This window comes from Blautia sp. 1033sp1_1033st1_G9_1033SCRN_220408, from assembly GCF_040929965.1.
Classification (GTDB): domain Bacteria; phylum Bacillota; class Clostridia; order Lachnospirales; family Lachnospiraceae; genus Blautia_A; species Blautia_A ammoniilytica.
Map to the genome: position 1 here is coordinate 178,347 of NZ_JBFKZO010000001.1, position 19,747 is coordinate 198,093.

11 protein-coding genes and 1 riboswitch are annotated in these 19,747 nt (G+C 42.4%); of the genes, 10 read left to right on the top strand and 1 reads right to left on the bottom strand.

The annotated features are described in order from the left end of the window. Positions 1-35 precede the first annotated feature (35 nt). The 7 genes from AB5916_RS00875 to AB5916_RS00905 all read left to right on the top strand — a co-directional run bounded on the left by AB5916_RS00875 (position 36) and on the right by AB5916_RS00905 (position 10,669). Positions 36-2,048, top strand: a complete 2,013-nt coding sequence (locus AB5916_RS00875; RefSeq protein ID WP_368188903.1) for a hypothetical protein — start codon at positions 36-38, stop codon at positions 2,046-2,048. After that, a complete protein-coding gene (locus AB5916_RS00880) occupies positions 2,045-4,342 on the top strand; it encodes a DUF2298 domain-containing protein (protein WP_368188904.1) in 2,298 nt (765 codons plus the stop codon). The genes AB5916_RS00875 and AB5916_RS00880 overlap by 4 nt, the downstream gene beginning before the upstream one ends. A 32-nt stretch (positions 4,343-4,374) precedes the next feature. Continuing rightward, complete coding sequence (locus AB5916_RS00885; protein WP_158420098.1) at positions 4,375-5,424, top strand: L-threonylcarbamoyladenylate synthase; 1,050 nt, start codon at positions 4,375-4,377, stop codon at positions 5,422-5,424. A 55-nt stretch (positions 5,425-5,479) separates the two neighbouring features. Then, positions 5,480-5,974 carry a dCMP deaminase family protein gene (locus tag AB5916_RS00890; protein WP_244093060.1) on the top strand — a complete coding sequence of 165 codons (495 nt, stop codon included), beginning with the start codon at positions 5,480-5,482 and terminating at the stop codon, positions 5,972-5,974. Positions 5,975-6,539: 565 nt separating this feature from the next. Then, positions 6,540-7,286 carry a YoaP domain-containing protein gene (locus AB5916_RS00895; protein ID WP_173729115.1) on the top strand — a complete coding sequence of 249 codons (747 nt, stop codon included), beginning with the start codon at positions 6,540-6,542 and terminating at the stop codon, positions 7,284-7,286. A 185-nt stretch (positions 7,287-7,471) separates the two neighbouring features. Continuing rightward, positions 7,472-7,957 (top strand): GNAT family N-acetyltransferase, encoded by a 486-nt coding sequence (locus AB5916_RS00900; RefSeq protein ID WP_368188905.1) that lies wholly within the window; start codon positions 7,472-7,474, stop codon positions 7,955-7,957. Between the two features lie 138 nt (positions 7,958-8,095). After that, on the top strand, positions 8,096-10,669 hold the full coding sequence (locus AB5916_RS00905; protein WP_368188906.1) for a PEP/pyruvate-binding domain-containing protein: 2,574 nt from the start codon (positions 8,096-8,098) through the stop codon (positions 10,667-10,669). Positions 10,670-10,711: 42 nt separating this feature from the next. Here the strand turns inward: AB5916_RS00905 and AB5916_RS00910 are convergent, their stop codons facing one another. After that, positions 10,712-11,479, bottom strand: coding sequence for a hypothetical protein (locus AB5916_RS00910; RefSeq protein ID WP_368188907.1), 768 nt, complete (start codon positions 11,477-11,479; stop codon positions 10,712-10,714). 181 nt (positions 11,480-11,660) lie between these two features. Continuing rightward, positions 11,661-11,794, top strand: a riboswitch (adenosylcobalamin (AdoCbl) riboswitch). Between the two features lie 83 nt (positions 11,795-11,877). On the opposite strand from AB5916_RS00910, the gene AB5916_RS00915 reads away from it, so the two are divergent. The 3 genes from AB5916_RS00915 to AB5916_RS00925 all read left to right on the top strand — a co-directional run bounded on the left by AB5916_RS00915 (position 11,878) and on the right by AB5916_RS00925 (position 19,726). Next, entirely contained in the window at positions 11,878-17,049 is a 5,172-nt protein-coding gene (locus tag AB5916_RS00915) for an Ig-like domain-containing protein (RefSeq protein ID WP_368188908.1), read from the top strand. Positions 17,050-17,503: 454 nt separating this feature from the next. Continuing rightward, the gene (gene proS, locus AB5916_RS00920; RefSeq protein WP_158420106.1) at positions 17,504-18,943 is read left to right on the top strand and encodes a proline--tRNA ligase; all 1,440 of its coding nucleotides are present in this window, start codon (positions 17,504-17,506) and stop codon (positions 18,941-18,943) included. A 231-nt stretch (positions 18,944-19,174) separates the two neighbouring features. Beyond that, positions 19,175-19,726, top strand: coding sequence for a DUF4430 domain-containing protein (locus AB5916_RS00925; RefSeq protein ID WP_368188909.1), 552 nt, complete (start codon positions 19,175-19,177; stop codon positions 19,724-19,726). Positions 19,727-19,747 lie beyond the last annotated feature (21 nt).

Here is a 19,747-nt window from a genome sequence, read left to right on the forward strand (position 1 = left end):
ATGAGCCGTAAATGGACGAAAGAATGGAGTAAAATATGCTGGGAATTATATATCTTGTTTTATGTATATTGATAGGAAAAGAGATCACATCTGTGCTGCTGTCAGATGGCAAAGCAGATGGCACAGGGTTTAACAGGATCTGGATCACAGCACCTGCTTCCTTTGGGATTGGCACACTGTTCCTTACCTGGGCTGTTTACATTATTTCCTGGTTTGCAAGTGTGAAAGGCGGGATGGAGCATCCTCTTTTTCTGGGAAATCTTGTGGTGATGGCAGCTGCACTGCTTTTTCTTGTGTGGCTGTATGCCGTAAGGTTCCGCAGCCATCAGTCTTTATGGGCATTAAAGAAAGAGACAGCTGACAGCCAACGCCTGATCAGAGAGGCTGTTTTTTTCGGGATCTGCTTTTTGTTCCTCACCTGGATCATGTTTTATACCTTCCATTTGAGTGGAGGGTATCTGTATTCCGGATATACAGTTTATGGGGATTATGCACCCCATACGGCTATGATGCGTTCCTTTTCACTGGAGAATAATTTTCCTACCCAGTATCCTCACTTTGGAGGAGCAGACGTAAAATACCATTTTATGTTTCAGTTTTTGTCAGGAAATCTGGAATATCTTGGTCTTCCTATAGATATTGCATACAATAGCGTCAGTATTCTTTCCCTTCTTGGCTTTTTTATGATTCTTTACAGTCTTGCATTTCGGATTGCAGGGGGTATGGGAGCAGGGATATTGTCAGTAGTGTTTATGATATTCCGGAGTGGAACTGCATTTTTTGTATTTGCATGGGAACATATCCAGGCAGGAGATCTATGGGAGATTTTTAAAGCAAATACCTCTTTTATTGGTTATACCACTAATGAGAACTGGGGATTATGGAATTTTAACGTATATCTGAATCAGAGACATTTAGGTTTTGGCTTGCTTCTGGTGGCTTTGGCTTTGTGGGTATTTCTGGACTGGCTGGAGGTAGGGGCAGATCATCAGGAGAAAGGCTGGAAATGGCTGAAATGCAGGTTTACGACCAGGGAAGCATGGCTTCCCAAAGATCCGGAGCGGGCACTTTTAATGGGCCTTGTGCTTGGTCTGGCTTCTTTCTGGAATGGGGCAGCAGTGATCGGCGGTCTGCTGATATTGTGTGGCTTTGCCCTGTTTTCTGACGGAAAGCTTGATTATGCATTAACTGCAGGAGTGACGGTTCTTTTTACAATGATCCAGTCAAAGATTTTTGTAACCGGATCTGTGGTTTCGCCATCCTTCTATTTTGGATTTCTGGCAGATGATAAAACCCTGTGGGGAAGCCTGGTATATCTGTTTAAGATCACAGGCCCTGTATTTCTGGGAGTTATTTTGCTGCTGGTGTTTATGAAAAGAAGGCAGAGGGCAGCAGCAGTGGCTTTTCTCATGCCGGTTTTGTTTACTTTTACCATATCACTTACTCCGGACATTAACGTAAACCATAAGTATGTGATGATCGCGTATGCATTTATGACTATTTTCTGGGGATGGGTTGTATGCGGCCTTTGGAAAAAGAAAATTCCGGGGAAAATATGTGCCATTCTTTTGACAGTCAGTCTTACTCTTACTGGGATTTATGATTTTGTGGTGATCCTGAAGGATAATGATTCCATGCACCGGGTATCTGTGAATATGAACAGCACACTGACAAAATGGCTAAGTGAGAATCTGACAGATCAGGATCTGATCCTTACACCAGAGTATAGTATGAATGAGGTGACTATGTCCGGTGTGATGATGTATCTGGGATGGCCTTATTATGCCTGGTCAGCAGGATATGATACCAATTACAGGGCATCGCAGGCTGTGCAGATCTATACTGCTCAGGATCAGGAGATTTTAGAGAAAACCGTGGCCGAAGAGAAGATTACATATATCCTGTATGAAGAAGGGATGGAATTTGAGCAGCAGGCATGTAGGGAAGATCTTATTGAAATGACGTATCCTCTGGTTTATACTTCAGATGACGGACGGATCAGGATCTATCAGACAACAGAGGAATATAAAGAAAAAGGGGCAGTATGATGGAAGCAGAAATCACAAATGCAACAAAAAAAGGAAAAACAGTGGGAAAGAAAAGAATCTTGCAGCTTCTGCTGGCAATTGCCCTGATCGGAGGCTCCGCATATCTTTTGAAAGGAGATGTGTGGACGTTCTGGACCTGGTGGCTTCTTGCCGGTGTGCTGGGACTTTGTGCCATGCCATTGACAGGGAGGCTTTTTCAGGGATTTGCGGATAAAGGCTGGATTTTTTCCAAAGCCCTTGCAATTGCGGTTACCGGATTTTTTACCTGGTTTCTGGTGTCTATTAAGCTTGCAGCATTTACCACACTTACCTGTGTGGCAGTAGTATTGATTTTTGTTGTGTGCTGTATCCTGCTTTTCCTGCATCAGAGCAGACAGGGGATCTGGTGTATGCCGGAAGGCCATGGAGATCTGATTTTTTGGGAAGAAGTGATCTTTTTTGCAGCATTTCTTATGTGGACTTATTTTGCGGGTTTTCATCCACAGGCATATGGAACAGAAAAGTTTATGGATTATGGCTTCATGGAAGCTATGATGCGAAGCACTACGCTGCCGGCTACCGATCTGTGGTATTCCCAGGGGAAGATCAATTATTATTATGGCGGCCAGTATTTTGCAGTCTTTCTTACAAAGCTGTCTGTTACCAAGGTGGCAAAGACCTATAACCTGATGCGCACTTTTGTAGCAGCTTTTGCATTTGCAATGCCTTTTTCGCTGGTTTATCAGATGGTAAGAGACCGGATGTACGGACAGCTTACAGGGAAGAAGCGGTGTGTACCGCCAATGGCCGGACTGACTGCAGGAATTTCCCTGTCTTTGGCAGGAAATGGACACTATATCGTATACCGGTGGGCACTTCCCTGGATCCAAAAGCTACAGGGAGGGGAAAGCGATTCCGGTTACTGGTTCCCGGATGCTACCCGCTACATCGGATATAATCCTTACAGGGAAGAGGATCGGACAATCCATGAGTTCCCAAGCTATTCCTTTGTACTTGGGGATCTTCATGCCCATGTGGTAAATATCCTGTTTGTACTTTTGCTGATCGGTATCCTGTATGCATGGATGAAGAAAATGAAAGCCCAAAGGCTGGATCAGGTAGATCTTCATGCATCTGCTTTCTGGAAAAGAGAAATGTTATCTCCCTATCTGCTGCTTGCCGGCCTGCTTCTTGGAATGTATCAGTGGACAAATTTCTGGGATTTTGTTATTTATTTTGTTGTTACCGGCGGTGTAATGTTGTTTGGAAATATTGTACGGCTGGGAGGCAGGATCCGTAAGATTCTTGCTGTTACCATTGTACAGGCTTTTGAGCTTTTGGCAGTTTCCTATCTGGTGATCCTTCCCTTTACCATTCAGTTTGACAGTATGGTAGATGGTGTAGGAATATCCAAATATCACAGCTATTTTTATCAGCTCCTTGTTTTGTGGGGGATTCCTGTATTACTTGTTCTTGTATTTGTGATCTCGCTTTTAAGAGAAAAGCTGAAGCAGGTGGAGCATAAAAGCCTGTATAGTCTGATGGCTGCCACAGATGTACCGGATCTGTTTGCCCTGATCACCGGATTATGTGCCGTTGGATTGATCCTGATCCCGGAATTGGTATATGTAAGGGATATTTATGAAAACGGCAATGCAAGAGCCAATACCATGTTTAAGCTTACGTATCAGGCGTATATCCTGTTTGCCCTGACTATGGGATACGGGATCTACCGATTGCTTATAGTTACCAGGAACAAGCTATCCAAAGTATTGGCAGGTATTGTGCTGTTCTTCCTTGTGTGGACCTTTGGATATCTGGGGAACAGTGTAAAGGCCTGGTTTGGGGATGTGTGGAAGGTCAGCGATTATCAGGGGCTGGATGCCACCACATTTTTGGAACAGCAGGTTCCTGAGGATGCGGCAGCCATCCGGTGGCTTAGGGCAAATATTACAGGTTCGCCGGTTGTGCTGGAAGCACCAGGAGACAGCTACACCAAGTATGAACGTGTGTCTGCAGCTACAGGTCTTCCCACGGTGATCGGCTGGAGAGTCCATGAATGGCTGTGGAGAAGCAATGTAGCTGATGTGGACTTTAAAACAGAGGACGTAAGGCGGATCTATACGTCTACAGACGAAGACCAGGTTAAGCGTCTTTTGACCAATTATGATGTTTCCTATATTTTCGTTGGTTCCACGGAACGGGAAAAGTATGGTGACAGTTTAAATGAAGCTTTGCTTCAAAGTCTTGGAACTGTGGTTTTCCAGGATGAGACCTATGACACATATATCATTAAGGTGGATGGGGTTAATTAAAAAGAAAGTGAGATAAAGAAGGCTGAGAATATATGAGAGCAGAAGTAGTAGCAATGACAGGGGAGTGTCTGAATCATGAGGCTTTGAAAAGAGCAGGAGAGATCCTGAAAAACGGTGGTTTGGTGGCATTTCCTACAGAAACAGTTTACGGGCTTGGAGGTGATGCATTGAATCCCCAGGCTTCCAAAAAGATCTATGCAGCAAAGGGGCGTCCTTCGGACAATCCCCTGATCGTTCATATTGCAGATATGGACAGCCTATACCGGATCGTAAAGACAGTACCGGAAAAGGCCAGGATACTGGCTGGGAAATATTGGCCAGGACCTTTGACTATGATTTTTCAGAAATCTGATATTGTGCCGATGGAGACTACAGGAGGACTGGATAGTGTTGCTGTGCGTTTTCCCAGCGATCCGGTAGCAGCAGCGCTGATCCGTGCTGCCGGTGGGTATGTGGCTGCACCAAGCGCCAATACATCAGGAAGACCAAGTCCGACTACTGCACAGCATGTGGAAGAAGATCTGGGAGATGCCATTGATATGATCATTGACGGCGGGGCTGTAGGAATCGGTCTTGAGTCAACGATTGTGGATTTTACAGAAGAGATTCCTGTGGTGCTGCGCCCGGGATATATTTCCCTGGAAATGCTTCAGGACACGCTGGGGGATGTACGGATGGATCAGGGGCTGATACGGTCAGATAGTTCAGTGCGTCCGAAAGCACCTGGAATGAAGTACCGTCACTACGCGCCAAAAGCGGATCTGGCAGTAGTAGAAGGACAGGCTGAGAAAGTGGTAGCCAGGATCAACGAAATGACAGAAGCAGATCTTGCAAATGGAAAAAGGGTAGGAATCATTGCTGCACAGGAATCCTGTTCCTTGTATCCAAAGGGAACGGTAAAGTGCATTGGTAGCCGTGAAAAAGAAGAAACCATTGCTCATAATCTTTATGAGATCCTCAGGGAGTTTGACCAGTGCCAGGTAGATCAGATTTATTCAGAGGCATTTTACACTCCTCAGATGGGGCAGGCTATCATGAACCGGCTTTTAAAGGCTGCAGGCCATAAAGTAATAAGCGTATAGCTATATAAAAAACAGTGCGTATTTTTTTGAAAAATAGCATACAGGAGGGTTTTACATGGGAAACAAAAATATGAAAAAAGAAGATTATCTTTCCTGGGATGAATATTTTATGGGAGTGGCCATACTGTCAGGCATGCGTTCCAAGGATCCCAACTCCCAGGTAGGATCATGTATCGTCAGCGAGGATAATAAGATCCTTTCCATGGGATATAATGGATTCCCAAAGGGTTGCTCAGATGATGAATTTCCCTGGGCCAGGGAAGGAGTGCCCTTAAATACCAAATACTTGTATGTGACCCACAGCGAGTTAAATGCAATCCTGAATTACCGTGGGGGAAGCCTGGAGGGAGCCAAATTATACGTTTCTCTTTTCCCGTGCAATGAATGTGCGAAAGCTATTATCCAGGCAGGCATCAAAACTGTAGTCTATGACAGTGACAAGTATGCAGATACTCCGGCGGTGATCGCATCCAAACGGATGATGGATGCAGCTGGTGTGCGTTATTATCAGTACAGCCGCACAGGCAGGAAGATTGAACTGGATGTGTAAGGACGCCTTTCACAGATTGGACATGATACAGTGTGCGACTATAAAGGCTACTGTTTTTACAATACAATAGGATAGATAATATGACTCCCTTTGGGGACAGCAGGCATTACAACTGTGATCCTGCCGTTCTGAAAGGGAGTTTTTTATGTAATTACAAAAATGCAGCATCAGCGATCTGGAAAGTGGATGTGCAGATGCAGGATATAAAACTCCGGCAATCGCCCATCAGCTGTGGGAAGATGGAATTCAACCACTTTTTTCGTATACTCGTCCCAACACCAAGTCTGTTTACAGTCTGAAGAGGACTCGTCCGCTTGGTTCTTATGGGAAATTTGTTTGTTGTTCTGAATAATTTGATACAAATCTTGAAAAAAGATATTGTACTTTTTCTATTATGAAATAAACTGTAAGATAGTCATTTATGAAATAAGGTAACTATTCAGCAGACATACAAGCTAAAATGCCATCACCGAAGGTGATTTTAAATGCATGTTGACTTGTAACTGTGAAGGTATTGAACAGTTACGAAATAAGGACGATTCATAAATCACAGGAGGAATAAAATATGAATTATATGCGGATCACGAAAGAAAATATTGACAAAGAGCATATTTGCTGTGCCATGTCAGGTAAGCAGAGCATTGCCAAGAAAGAATGGATGAAGCAGCGCTTTGAGGAAGGTCTTGTTTTCTACCGTAGTGAAGAGCGTGGCAAATGCTTTATCGAATATATACCGGCCGAAAACGCATGGATTCCCATTGAGGCGAATGGCTGGATTTACATCAACTGTCTGTGGGTATCCGGTGTTATGAAAGGGCACGGATATTCGAACGAACTTTTAAGTGAGTGCATTCGGGATGCCAGGGCACAGAGAAAAAATGGCGTTTGTATTCTGTGCGCTGAGGGTCGGAAACGTGAATTTCTTGCTGATCCGAAGTTTTTGAATTATAAGGGTTTCAAGACTGCAGATATATCCGATTGCGGGATCAGCCTGGTGTATTTGCCGCTTGTGCCGGAAGCGGAACTGCCGAAATTCAGGGAATGTGCCAGGTATCCAAAAGTGGCCGAAGAAGGATTTGTTCTTTATTATACCGATCAGTGTCCGTACACCTATTATTGGGTACCAAAGGTGCAGGAAGTGGCAAAGGAACATGGCATTCCGTTCAAAGCAATCCACATCACCGACAAAGAATCCGCACAGAACGTACCTGCACCGGTTACCACGTATGCTTTGTTCCGGGACGGTCGGTTTCTGACCCAGGGTATTCAGTCAGACAAAAAATTTCTGGCGCTTGCAGGAGTTCGGGACTGAGCGGCTGTATATTTCCTTATTTACGAGTTGATGACACCAGATGATATTCAAAGAGATATTATCGATAAAGCAGGAGCAGATATGAAAGTCTTCGAACATTTCAATTACTGTCTTGCGGCCAGGAAGAATTAAGGCATACTTGTACTATAATGTGTTGGCAGTTTTTTTAGAAGAGGAACTTTATTATGAATATAAAATATGCAACGAATGAAGATATTGCGGAAATTGCAGCAGTTGAGGCAGAATGCTTTCCGCCTGCGGAAGCAGCAACAGAAAAGGAATTTGTTGAAAGAGTTAAGTACTATGGAAATCACTTTTGGCTAATGTATGAAGCTGGAAAGCTGATTGCATTTGTGGATGGATTTGTAACAGATGAATCGGATTTAACAGATGAAATGTATAAGAATGCAGCTATGCATGACGAAAATGGTGCGTGGCAGATGATTTTCGGTGTAAATACTTTGCCCGATTATCGTAAACATGGATATGCCGGAAAATTGATATGTCGTGCTATTGACGAAGCAAGGCAGCAGGGACGTAAGGGACTTGTACTGACGTGTAAGGAAAAACTCGTTCCGTATTACGCAAAATTTGGTTTTTCTGATGAAGGTGTATCAGATAAATCCACGCACGGAAATGTCGTATGGCATCAGATGCGGCTGGCTTTTTGATAGGTAACACCAATAAAGATGGTTGACTTTATAATATATTCTTTTTATAATTATTTCATAAAAAGGGTGCAGCGTGGCACATAGACAGGAATGTCTGTGTGCTTTTTTTACTTTATTCTTGGGTTATGGAGGGAAAATATGGCAGCTTTTGAGAGAATCTGTTCGGGAATTCCGGATATGGATCAGGCACTGGATAATATCCGGCTGGGGGATAATGTGGTCTGGAGAGTTTCAAATCTCCAGGAATTCAGGTATTTCTGCGAACCTTATATAGAGCAGGCAATCAAGGATAATAGAAGAATTGTATATTTTCGATTTGCCAGTCATGAGTCGCTGGTAAAAGAATGTCCACAGGTAGAACGTATAGAAATTCCCTTATCACACAGGTTTGAGGATTTTACTGTGAAAATACATAAAATAATTGAAAAAGAAGGTTTTGATGTATTTTATGTATTTGACTGTCTTTCAGAACTTCAGACAGCCTGGGCAACAGACCTTATGATGGGAAACTTCTTTCGTGTTACGTGTCCGTTCCTTTTTACACTGGATACAGTTGCATTTTTCCCGATTATCAGGGGAAAACATTCTTTTCATGCAGTAAAGAAAATATTAAATACTACACAGTTGCTTCTGGATGTCTATTCTGACAGGAGAAACACATACGTCCGTCCTGCAAAAGTGTGGAACAGAGATTCGGAAACCATGTTTCGACCACATATTTATAACAGAGAAACAGGTGAATTCCGTCCGATCCTGGATGGAGTACAGTCCAGCCGTTTTTATCAGGTTCTTGACAAATTTCAGAGAACAGGTGAAGAGCAGTTTACAGATTCCTGGAATCGGTTTTTCAACACAGCAAAAATGTTATATGACAATCATATGAATACAGATGATGCCTGTAATACCATGTGTAATATTATGATGACCAGAGATGAAAAGATGCGTTTTATGGTGAAAAAGCACTTTACGCCACAGGATTATTTTAATGTTCGAAATCATATGATTGGAACAGGTATGATTGGTGGAAAAGCATGTGGAATGCTGCTTTCCAGAGCAATTGTCCGAAATCTGGCACCGGACATTGATGAGGTGCTTGAACCTCATGATTCCTTTTTTATCGGATCTGATGTTTATTATACTTACATTGTAGATAATGGATTCTGGGATATCCGTGTTCGTCAGAGAGAGGAAGAGGAATACTTTTCGCTGGCAGAAGAATTTGCACAGAAACTGAAAAATGGTGTCTTTTCGGAAGAAATGCAAAATCAGTTTCTGCATATTTTGGAATACTATGGACAGGATCCTTTTATAGTACGCTCCAGCAGTATTCTCGAAGATGGTTTCGGCAATGCATTTGCAGGAAAATATGAGTCAGTTTTCTGCGCCAACAGAGGAACTCTGGAAGAGCGCCTTCTGGAGTTTGAAAACGCAATAAGGACTGTATATGCCAGTTCCATGAGTCTGTCGGCACTGGATTACAGAAAGCGGAGAGGACTTGACAAACGGGATGAACAGATGGCACTTCTTGTACAGCGCGTTTCTGGCTCTTACTATGGATCTTATTATATGCCATGTGCAGCGGGAGTTGGGTACTCTTACAGCCCTTATAAGTTTTTAGAGCAGATCGATCCAAAAGCAGGAATGCTGAGGCTGGTTATGGGTCTTGGAACAGCAGCAGTGGATCGCACGGAGGGTTCTTATCCCCGGCTTGTCAGTCTGGATATGCCACAGGCAACAAGCTGTACAACCATTGCAGAGAAACATCAGTTTTCGCAGCGAAAAGTAGAAGCAGTGGATACCTCTGGACACTGCGTGAGACAAATGTATCTGGATCAGATCGAAGGATTCCTTCCGGAATACCTTGCTAATATTCTTCTGGATCATGATTTTGACGCAGAAAGATCATTCAGGGAGAGGGGAATAAACAGATCCGTTCGTTTTATTGCGTGCAGTGGTATAGTAAAGAATCAGATTCTGATGAAGCAGATACAGGATATTATGCAGCTGCTCCAGAAAGAATATGAATATCCGGTTGATATCGAATTTACGGTGAACCTTTCAGAAACAGGAGAATATTCCATAAACCTGTTGCAGTGCCGGCCACTGAAGGTGTTTAAGGATATCGGAAAAGCACAGATTCCGGAGGATATTGCAGAAGAAAAAATAATTCTGGAGAATGTGCATTCTTCGATGGGACTGTCCAGAAATGTGAAAATCGATCACATTGTTCTGGTTGATCCGATTGCGTACTATAATATGCCGTATGTCAGAAAGCCAAACGTGGCGAAACTGATCGGAACAATAAACTGGAAATACAAAGAAAAAAATAAGCATATGCTTCTTATGGTTCCGGGGCGTATAGGTACATCTTCTCCGGAACTTGGTGTTCCGACAACATTTGCAGATATCAGTGAATTTGAAGCAATTTGTGAGATAGAAGAGAAAAAGGCGGGATATAATCCGGAACTTTCGTATGGAAGCCATATTTTTCAGGATCTGGTAGAAGCAGAGATATTGTACACCGCAGTATTTGCCAATGAAAAAACGTTACGGTTTGCACCGGAAAAACTGGCAGAATATCCTGATATTGTAAGCCTGTTTACGGAGGATCCTGAGTTGAAGCAGGTTGTTCATGTGTATGATATGAGCAAAGTATCATGCGAACTGTGTAATGATCTGCAGAACGAAAGACTGGTACTTTATCAGCAGTAAAATAAAAAAGGGGCTGTCAAACGACAGTCCCTAGAGCCTATACTACCATAAATTGAACGAGAAATCGGAATAGAGGGGAGTTGGCTGGCCGAAATAATAGTAGCGGTAGTCAGAACCTGGTGCTTTGTAATATTTTGGCTTCTTCGTTGTATGGTAGGTAACGTCGATTGAAACGGCGTTTTTCAGAGAAGCCTTCTGTCCGTTTTTGATCTTTTTAGTGAACGCCTTGTTGCCCTTTCTATAGGCAATTTCAATAAAATCTATTTTATAATTTTTAGCAGCAGCAACCTTTATCTGTGTTTTTCCGGAACGGGAAATCTTGGCACCATATTGCCAGTAACCGTTAATTTCAGAAGCGTAATCTTTTGAGCCAACTTTAAAGGATTTAAAAACTGCAGGGTGCTGTTTGAAGGTTACTTTACAGGACAGCTTATAGCTTTTCCCATTTTGATTAACTACAAAGCTGAAGGTGGATTTTTCTCCGACTTTAACCTTGTGGCCTTTCATGTGAAACTTCGTGCTTGTGCCAATCTGGATCGCATTTAATCCCTGACGTTTGTAAGCTGTGTAGTATGTGTTGGATGATTTTATGTTGGTAATGGTCGCTGTAGATGAAAGGTTCTTGATGTAAATAAAATCGAATACAGATGTGTCATCGACACCCTTGAACGGAGCTGATCTCTCAAAATAAAGGGCCTGAGTCTTAGGGCAAACAGGTGCTTTGGCAGCTGCATTTGCCAGTAATGGGGTGGCAGCGACTAATAACAGACATACAAGAAAGCCGCAAAGTGTCTTTTTCATTTTCTTCATTTCATTTTCCTCCTTTTTTGCGTGTTAATGATGGTGAATCTTTTTTCTCCTCTCTTATGGATTTTAAAATATGTTTTTATTGTACCGTACCTAATCGGTTCAGTCAATAGAGTATATCGATTAGGTACGGTATACGCAAATCTAAAAAACGATTGCATATCTTTTTTTTCTGTAGTATCATCCAATTAACAAACAGACATATTTAAATGGAATGCGGTTCATATCCGCAGCGGCGTCCTTGCCACCGTAAAGTCGGGTCTTTTTATATGTGTCTCATCGTGCATTTTTTATCTCAGGGGCGATATGAAATGCATAACCAAGAATAGCTTTTAACGCTATTCTTTATATTTATGCCCTCTTTTCAGAGGGTATTTTTTATACGAAGGAGGAATAATAACATGAAACACCGTCAATCCCGTTTTCTGGCACTGCTTCTTACTGCAGCTATGACATTAAGTTCTCCTGCTGCTGCTTTTGCCGGTACTACAGACGATACTTGGTTCTCTGATGGACTTGAGAATTTTACAAGTACACCAGATGAAAACGAAGAATCGGAAACTATTACTTTTAGTGATAAGGAAAATACCTGCTCCCCGTCTGAAGAATCTGCTTCTGAAGAATTCCTTACAGAGGATGTTTCTTCAGATTTTGCAGATACATCAGATTTTTTTACAACCATAACTGATACAAACAGCTCTATCGGTGAAAAGACCGAATATACAGATGCCTCTTACGATACGGATAATTTCACTTTCAGCGGTGGAGCCGGGCATATCACAATCACCTGTCCCTCTATAGAGATCAAAAATGGCGTTATTTATGGAAACATTCGATTTTCCAGCAGTTCTTATACCCAGCTGGAATCTAATGGAGTCACCTATTCTCCGGTTTCTACTGAAAATGGATCCCTGTTCCAGATTCCTGTAGTTTTAAATGAAGATATGGAAATTGCCGGAACTACCATAGCAATGGGAGCACCACATACCATCACTTATTCCATTCATATTTCTCTTGATACTGCCAAATTGCAAAAATTTTCCCCGGAAGATACAGCCGCAAAGTGGATTAAAGACAACTGCGATAACATCTTTGCAGACTGTTCCGATGCCTACAAAGCAGTCATCACCAAAGATGGCGATACCTACACCATTCCTTACCGGGCTTCTGACAATACCATTATTGCATCTGGTATCAAATTATTAAGACCGGACAAAAGTCTGTATCAGAGTGGCTGGTTTTTCAATACAACGGAGTGCTTTTCCAGACCTTCTAAAACATACCCCACATCCGCCACTTATTCTTTCAGTAATGTCCGTTTCATCAGTCAGACAGACACAGAAATGACTGCAACCTTAAAACTCTACGATCCTGCTACCACAAACTCGGCGATCAAGAACAATACCGCCACGGCTCTCGCTTCTTACACCTATACCTGGATCGTTCAGCCTAAAATCGAGCCTTATTCTGTAACTCTCGAGGCAAAGGATGCGGATGGAAATCCGATAACGGATCCTGTCTATACAGTAACAGACAACTACGGCAATGTTATTACTTCAGCTGACGCTTCTGTTTATCAGCTGTATGCGGACCGCACCTATACCATTACTGCTTCTGCTGAAGACTATACGGCTGAAGATGGCTCTGAGCAGGCCGTAATAAAAGATTTTATCCCATCTCAAGATGAAACCAAAACCTTTACTCTGACCCAAAGCCCGGAAGCAAAAGCCCAAAAGTGGATCAAAGACAACTGCGATAATATCTTTGCAGGCTGTTCCGATGCCTACAAAGCAGTCATCACCAAAGATGGCGATACCTACACCATCCCCTACCGGGCTTCTGACAATACCATTATTGCATCTAGCATAAAATTATTAAGACCGGACAAAAGTCTGTATCAGAGTGGTTGGTTTTTCAGTACAACGGAATGCTTTTCCAGACCTTCTAAAACATATTCCACATCCGCCACTTATTCTTTCAGTAATGTCCGTTTCATCAGTCAGACAGACACAAAAATGACTGCAACCTTAAAACTCTACGATCCTGCTACCACAAACTCGGTGATCAAGAACAATACCGCCACGGCTCTCGCTTCTTACACCTATACCTGGATCGTTCAGCCTAAAATTGAGCCTTATTCTGTAACTCTCGAAGCAAAGGATGCGGATGGAAATCTGGTAACGGATCCAGTCTACACGGTAACAGATAACTACGGCAATGTTATTACTTCATCTGATGCCGCTGTTTACCAGCTGTATGCGGACCGTACCTACACCATTACTGCTTCTGCTGAAAACTATACGGCTGAAGATGGCTCTGAGCAGGCTGTAATAAAAGATTTTACCCCATCCCAGGATGATTGTATAACTTTTACTTTAAAGAATAAATCTGTTGCTCTGGAAGATGGTACCTACACCATAGATACCATTTCTGACAGCACAATGTTCGCTTTTTATAATACAAAAATCATCGTAAAAGACAAAAAAGCTTACCTGGTAGTTACCCTCAAAGGAACCGGATTTGACAGACTTTACATGGGTGACTGTTCAGAGTCTTCTGTAAAGCCAGCAGAAGAAGATACGATTTGCTATGCCCCTGAACAATTTGATAGCTCTGAGCATTACACTTTCTGGCCGGTTCCAATTGTTTCCCTGAATGATCCACTGAGTATTTCTGGACATTCAGCAAAAAAGGATACCTGGTATCATCACACAATTACTTTCAATCAGAATACTCTCAAGAAAATCAGTGATGATAATCTGGTTCCTTCCGAAAAAATGGAAGCTCAGAAGCTGATGCGACAGTATTATATTGACGGTAATGTAATTGTAAAAAATAAAGAAGTCTGCCAGAAGTCCAAACAAACTTATCAAATTCCCTATTATGAGGCAGATGGAAGTACCCCTCTTACAGAATTTACATTAAAACGCCCGGATACTGCACGCTTCAAGAGCAGTTGGAAATTTGAAACAACTGAAGCTGCAAACTGTTTCACTGATAAAACCCAGCAAGGCTTTTCAACACCTTCTGTCGGTCAGAATTATACTCTGAAGGAGCAAAGACCCACATCTGCAGCTACAATAAATGCGACGCTTTCCTTCTATTCCCCAACAGAAACAGATGCCGCAATTGATGCCGGAACTGCTGTGGTTCTTGCATCAACGGAAGTTACTTTTGTTATTGCACCAAAAGCAACTGCATATCAGATAAAGTTTCAGGCTGTAAATAGCTTTACACAAGATATTCTTCCAGATGCTCGGATTACAGTAGTGGATCAGAACGGTAATACGTTAACCCCTGGCGCAAATGGTACTTATACTTTAAATGACGCTACTTCATACACCGTAACAGCATCTCAGAATGGCTATGTAGGCGCCGGAGGCAAGGAAGAGGCCTACCTGGTTTTTGTACCTTCCAAAGAGGAAACTGTTTCTCTCCCTCTTACCAGAGCTGAAGACGGGAGATGTCTTATCAAATTTGCTTACGTTGATGAAAACAATAATTCACTGGATTTGACAAATGTGTCTGTCACTGTATATGATGCAGACGATCATACCAAAACAGTAGATCCAGAGCCTGACGGCAGTTATTTAATCTGGAAAGACCGCACTTACCACTATTCCATCAATGCCTATGGATATTACAAGATAACCTATCAGGAATTAACTGTATCTATGGATCAGATTATTACTGTTTCTTTAAAAGAGCGCATTAAAACCTATACAATGACTTTAATAGCTTTTGGTTATGATACAGGAAAAGATCTTTCGGATGCAACCCAAAAAGTCATTGGAGAAAAGAATGGGATTAAAACACAAATAGACGCAAATTCAGATGGGACCTACACACTTGACTGGGAAACTATGTATACAGTGTATCTTTCCTGTGACAACTATTCCGATCGGGAATATTCTATGGGCGCATTTACGGAAAATGAAAAACAGAACTTTACACTTCGACTAGCCCTTAGCCCCAGTCAGAAGCATCAGCTGGAAACTACGATTGCATCTGCCAATGATTTTCTTTCAACAATTACAGAAAGTTCTGATCCGCTTGACTGGCCAACTGGAACAAAAGACAAACTTCAATCTGCTATCGCAGAAGCAAATGCAGTCCTAAACAATGATGCTTCTGCCGATTCAGATTATAGTAATACAAGAACATCTCTTGAAAAAACGATACGTGAAATAAAAAAATCTCAAAATCCTGCACAGGAGACTATAATCATCCGATATCAGATTGACCGTGATGGGCCAACTTTCCAGAAAACTTTAAATGTAAGCGGAAATCAAGCCTTAAAAGCAGGGTATACGAAAGGAAACCTTGACAACTATGCAAAAGTAAATGTAACAGATGCTCTGGCTGCTTTACATCAGGATCTTTATGGCACTGAATTTGCTTCCAGACCTTATGATTATCTCGATACTATGTATGGCATGGAAGGACTTATCACCAAGGTATTTCAAAATACCGGAAGCCATTATACCTACCGTATTAATCATAAAAATGTAGATTTTATGTATGCGGGTACTACACTTTTATCAAATAACGATATTTTTTCTATTTACCCCAGCGCCGGCAGCACAACATCCAAAACAGAAGAATATCTTTATTTTACTCAGACGGCCCTTACCACTGTAGTAAATACTCCGTTTACACTTACACTTATGGGTTTAAATAAGGAAGCAGCAAAAAATGAAGAAGCCTATGCAGAAGAAGGATATACTGTAACCTTAAGAAATGCGCAAACCAATGATACACTCACTGCTACATCTGATAAGAACGGTATTCTTACTTTTATACCTTCCGTTACCGGTATTTACAAAGTAGAAGCTGTCTCTAAAGATGGTATAACAGCAGTTGCTGCTCCATACGCAGAGATTACCGTAAATACTCCAGAACCAACCAAAATTCCGGTTCCAACCGCCACTCCGGCTCCGACCGCCACTCCGGTTCCGACCGCCACTCCGGTTCCAACCGCCACTCCGGCTCCGACCGTTACTCCAGTTCCAACGACAGCGCCAAAACCTGTCAGCAAACAGATTCTAATGCTTCAGTTAAAAAGCCAGAAAAATTCTATGGTTTTGAAATGGAACAAAATAAAAGGGGCTGACACTTATAAAATTTACGGTGCAAAATGTGGAAACAGCTACAAACTGTTAAAAACGGTTTCATCCAAAAACCTCACCTGGACGAATCGTAAACTAAAGAAAGGAACTCACTATAAATATTATATTGTTGCCATTTCCAATGGGCAAAAACTGGCAACTTCTCCACGTACACATACAGTGACCAAAGGCAGCCGTTATGGCTATGCACAAAAGATCACTGTCAATAAAACAGCACTGAAACTCCGAACTGGAAAAACAAAACGGATTAAAGCATCTGTAACCAATTCAAGTACTTACGTACAGAAACATGTTGCAACTGTTCGTTATCTCTCATCAAACCCTTCTGTTGCAACGGTTTCCAAAGCCGGTGTCGTCAGGGCTAAAAAGAAAGGTAATTGTACTATTTACTGCTACACATCCAATGGGCTTTTTAAAAAAGTAAAGATTACAGTTACAAAATAAAATAATACTTTTTACAGAAAAAGCGCTGCGTTCTGTATGGTTCTATCCATGCAAACGCAGCGTATTGTTATACATTAGGAATAATCCTATCATCGGTCTTGACAGATGGCGGTATTTTGCATAAAATAAACAAGAAACAGGTGCTGATATAGATACAGCGCCTATATATGCAATATGACGATGAAGAGAATAGTACATGAGGAGTAATCCCAGAGAGGGCTTTTGAGCAGAGAAGGATACAGTTTCTGCAAAGGTGTGAGGAGCCTGTGCACAAGTCATGGAACCGGCCTTGGAGTCACTGTGCAACTGAAGCACAGCGCATTTCCAGCGATAAAGGGAAGATGAGAGAGCATCTTTATAAGTGAGATGCTAATCAGGGTGGTACCGCCGAGCTTTTCGGTCCCTATGATATGGGATTGGAAGGTTTTTTTTTATTTAAAAAGGAGAATGCAAAATGGCAAAAGAAAAGAAATTAGTAGAAGCCATCACATCTATGGAGGAAGATTTTGCCCAGTGGTATACAGATGTGGTGAAAAAAGCAGAGCTTTGCGGCTATACAAGTGTAAAAGGCTGCATGGCCATCAAACCGGCAGGATATGCAATCTGGGAGAATATCCAGAAGGAGCTTGACCGCAGATTCAAAGAGACAGGTGTGGAGAATGTATACATGCCAATGTTTATCCCGGAGTCTCTTCTTGACAAAGAAAAAGACCATGTAGAAGGTTTTGCACCTGAGGTTGCCTGGGTAACACACGGTGGTCTGGATCCGCTGCAGGAACGTCTTTGCGTGCGCCCTACTTCTGAGACCCTGTTCTGTGATTTCTACCAGAAAGAGATCCAGTCCCACAGAGATCTGCCAAAGGTATATAACCAGTGGTGTTCTGTAGTGCGCTGGGAAAAGACAACCCGTCCTTTCCTCCGTTCCCGTGAGTTTTTATGGCAGGAAGGCCATACAGCACACGCTACCGCAGAAGAAGCAGAAGCAAGAACCATCCAGATGCTGAACCTGTATGCAGACTTTTGCGAAGAGGTTCTGGCTATTCCGGTTATCAAAGGTCGCAAAACAGATAAAGAGAAATTTGCAGGAGCTGAAGCTACTTATACCATTGAGTCACTGATGCATGATGGAAAAGCCCTTCAGTCCGGTACAAGCCATAACTTTGGTGATGGCTTTGCACGGGCATTCGGCATTCAGTATACAGATAAAAACAATCAGCTTCAGTATGTACATCAGACATCCTGGGGAATGACAACACGTATGATCGGTGCACTTATCATGGTTCACGGAGATAACAGCGGACTTGTACTTCCCCCAAGGATCGCACCGGTTCAGGCTGTGATCATCCCGATCCAGCAGAGAAAAGAAGGAGTCCTTGAAAAAGCAGATGAGCTTCTGGCTGCATTAAAGGCTGCCGGCATCCGTGCAAAAGCAGATGTGACAGATAAGAGTCCTGGATTCAAATTTGCAGAGCAGGAAATGAGAGGAATCCCGGTACGTATTGAATGTGGACCAAAGGATATTGAAAACGGACAGGCTGTAGTCTGCCGCAGAGATACAAGAGAGAAATACACAGTTAGATTTGAGGAGCTTACACAGAAAGTTAATGAGATCCTTGAAACTATGCAGAAGGATATGCTGGAGCGTGCTAGAGCACACAGAGATGCACACACATATACAGCAACCACTTATGATGAGTTCAAAGATACCATCGTGAATAAACCAGGCTTTGTAAAAGCTATGTGGTGTGGCTGCCGTGAATGTGAGGATAAGATTAAAGAAGATGTTCAGGCAACTTCAAGATGCATCCCATTTGAGCAGGAGCATCTTTCCGATACCTGTGTATGCTGCGGTAAACCGGCGAAGAAAATGGTATATTGGGGCAGAGCTTATTAATCCGTGCTTCAGGGCACATTATCAGGCATGCTTGTTACAGAGAAAGGGTTGTCAGGATTATCCTGATCAACCCTTTTTGCGTATTCAAGAAGGGCGGTATATGGAGCGATAACCTGTCCGAAAAATTGAAACTGGGAAATCAAATTGGACAGAAATCAAATTGAATGTTGTTACAAATGCGGACTTCGAGTATAATAATAGGCAGCCGGAGAATGTGAGGATATAAGCATTATGTGTAATTTAAGTCAGAAAAGCAAGGAAACAGGAATTGAAATTGGAATTGAAAGGGGAATTCAGACAGGCAGGCTGTTATTTGGCCTGCTTCTGTGCTGTTTGCTGACAGCAGGCTGTGGCGGCAGCGACCAGGTCAAGGAAAACCATACCTGTACCATTTCCATAGAGTGTTCTTCTATTCTTAATAAATGGGATGATCTAAAGTCTACAAAGGCGGAATTTGTGCCTTCTGACGGATGGATCCTTTATCCTTCGGAAGTTTCATTTACACCTGGTGATACAGCTTTTGATGTGCTGAAAAATGCATGTAATCAGGCCGGGATCCAGATGTCTTCCAGATATACCCCATTGTACGGAAGCTATTATATTGAAGGGATCAACCAGCTTTATGAATTTGACTGCGGTGCCAATTCAGGATGGATGTTCAGTGTGAACGGATGGTTTCCTAATTACGGATGCTCCGAGTATACAGTGGAGGATGGAGATAAGATCGAGTGGAAATATACCTGCGATCTGGGCTCAGATGTAGGCAACAGTTATCAGGAATAATTATAGATGATCAGGAGATAA

Coding starts and splice junctions, on each gene's coding strand:
- AB5916_RS00875 (WP_368188903.1), top strand. CDS start 36: ATGCTGGGAATTATATATCTTGTTTTATGTATATTGATAGGAAAAGAG.
- AB5916_RS00880 (WP_368188904.1), top strand. CDS start 2,045: ATGATGGAAGCAGAAATCACAAATGCAACAAAAAAAGGAAAAACAGTG.
- AB5916_RS00885 (WP_158420098.1), top strand. CDS start 4,375: ATGAGAGCAGAAGTAGTAGCAATGACAGGGGAGTGTCTGAATCATGAG.
- AB5916_RS00890 (WP_244093060.1), top strand. CDS start 5,480: ATGGGAAACAAAAATATGAAAAAAGAAGATTATCTTTCCTGGGATGAA.
- AB5916_RS00895 (WP_173729115.1), top strand. CDS start 6,540: ATGAATTATATGCGGATCACGAAAGAAAATATTGACAAAGAGCATATT.
- AB5916_RS00900 (WP_368188905.1), top strand. CDS start 7,472: ATGAATATAAAATATGCAACGAATGAAGATATTGCGGAAATTGCAGCA.
- AB5916_RS00905 (WP_368188906.1), top strand. CDS start 8,096: ATGGCAGCTTTTGAGAGAATCTGTTCGGGAATTCCGGATATGGATCAG.
- AB5916_RS00910 (WP_368188907.1), bottom strand. CDS start 11,479: ATGAAGAAAATGAAAAAGACACTTTGCGGCTTTCTTGTATGTCTGTTA.
- AB5916_RS00915 (WP_368188908.1), top strand. CDS start 11,878: ATGAAACACCGTCAATCCCGTTTTCTGGCACTGCTTCTTACTGCAGCT.
- proS (WP_158420106.1), top strand. CDS start 17,504: ATGGCAAAAGAAAAGAAATTAGTAGAAGCCATCACATCTATGGAGGAA.
- AB5916_RS00925 (WP_368188909.1), top strand. CDS start 19,175: ATGTGTAATTTAAGTCAGAAAAGCAAGGAAACAGGAATTGAAATTGGA.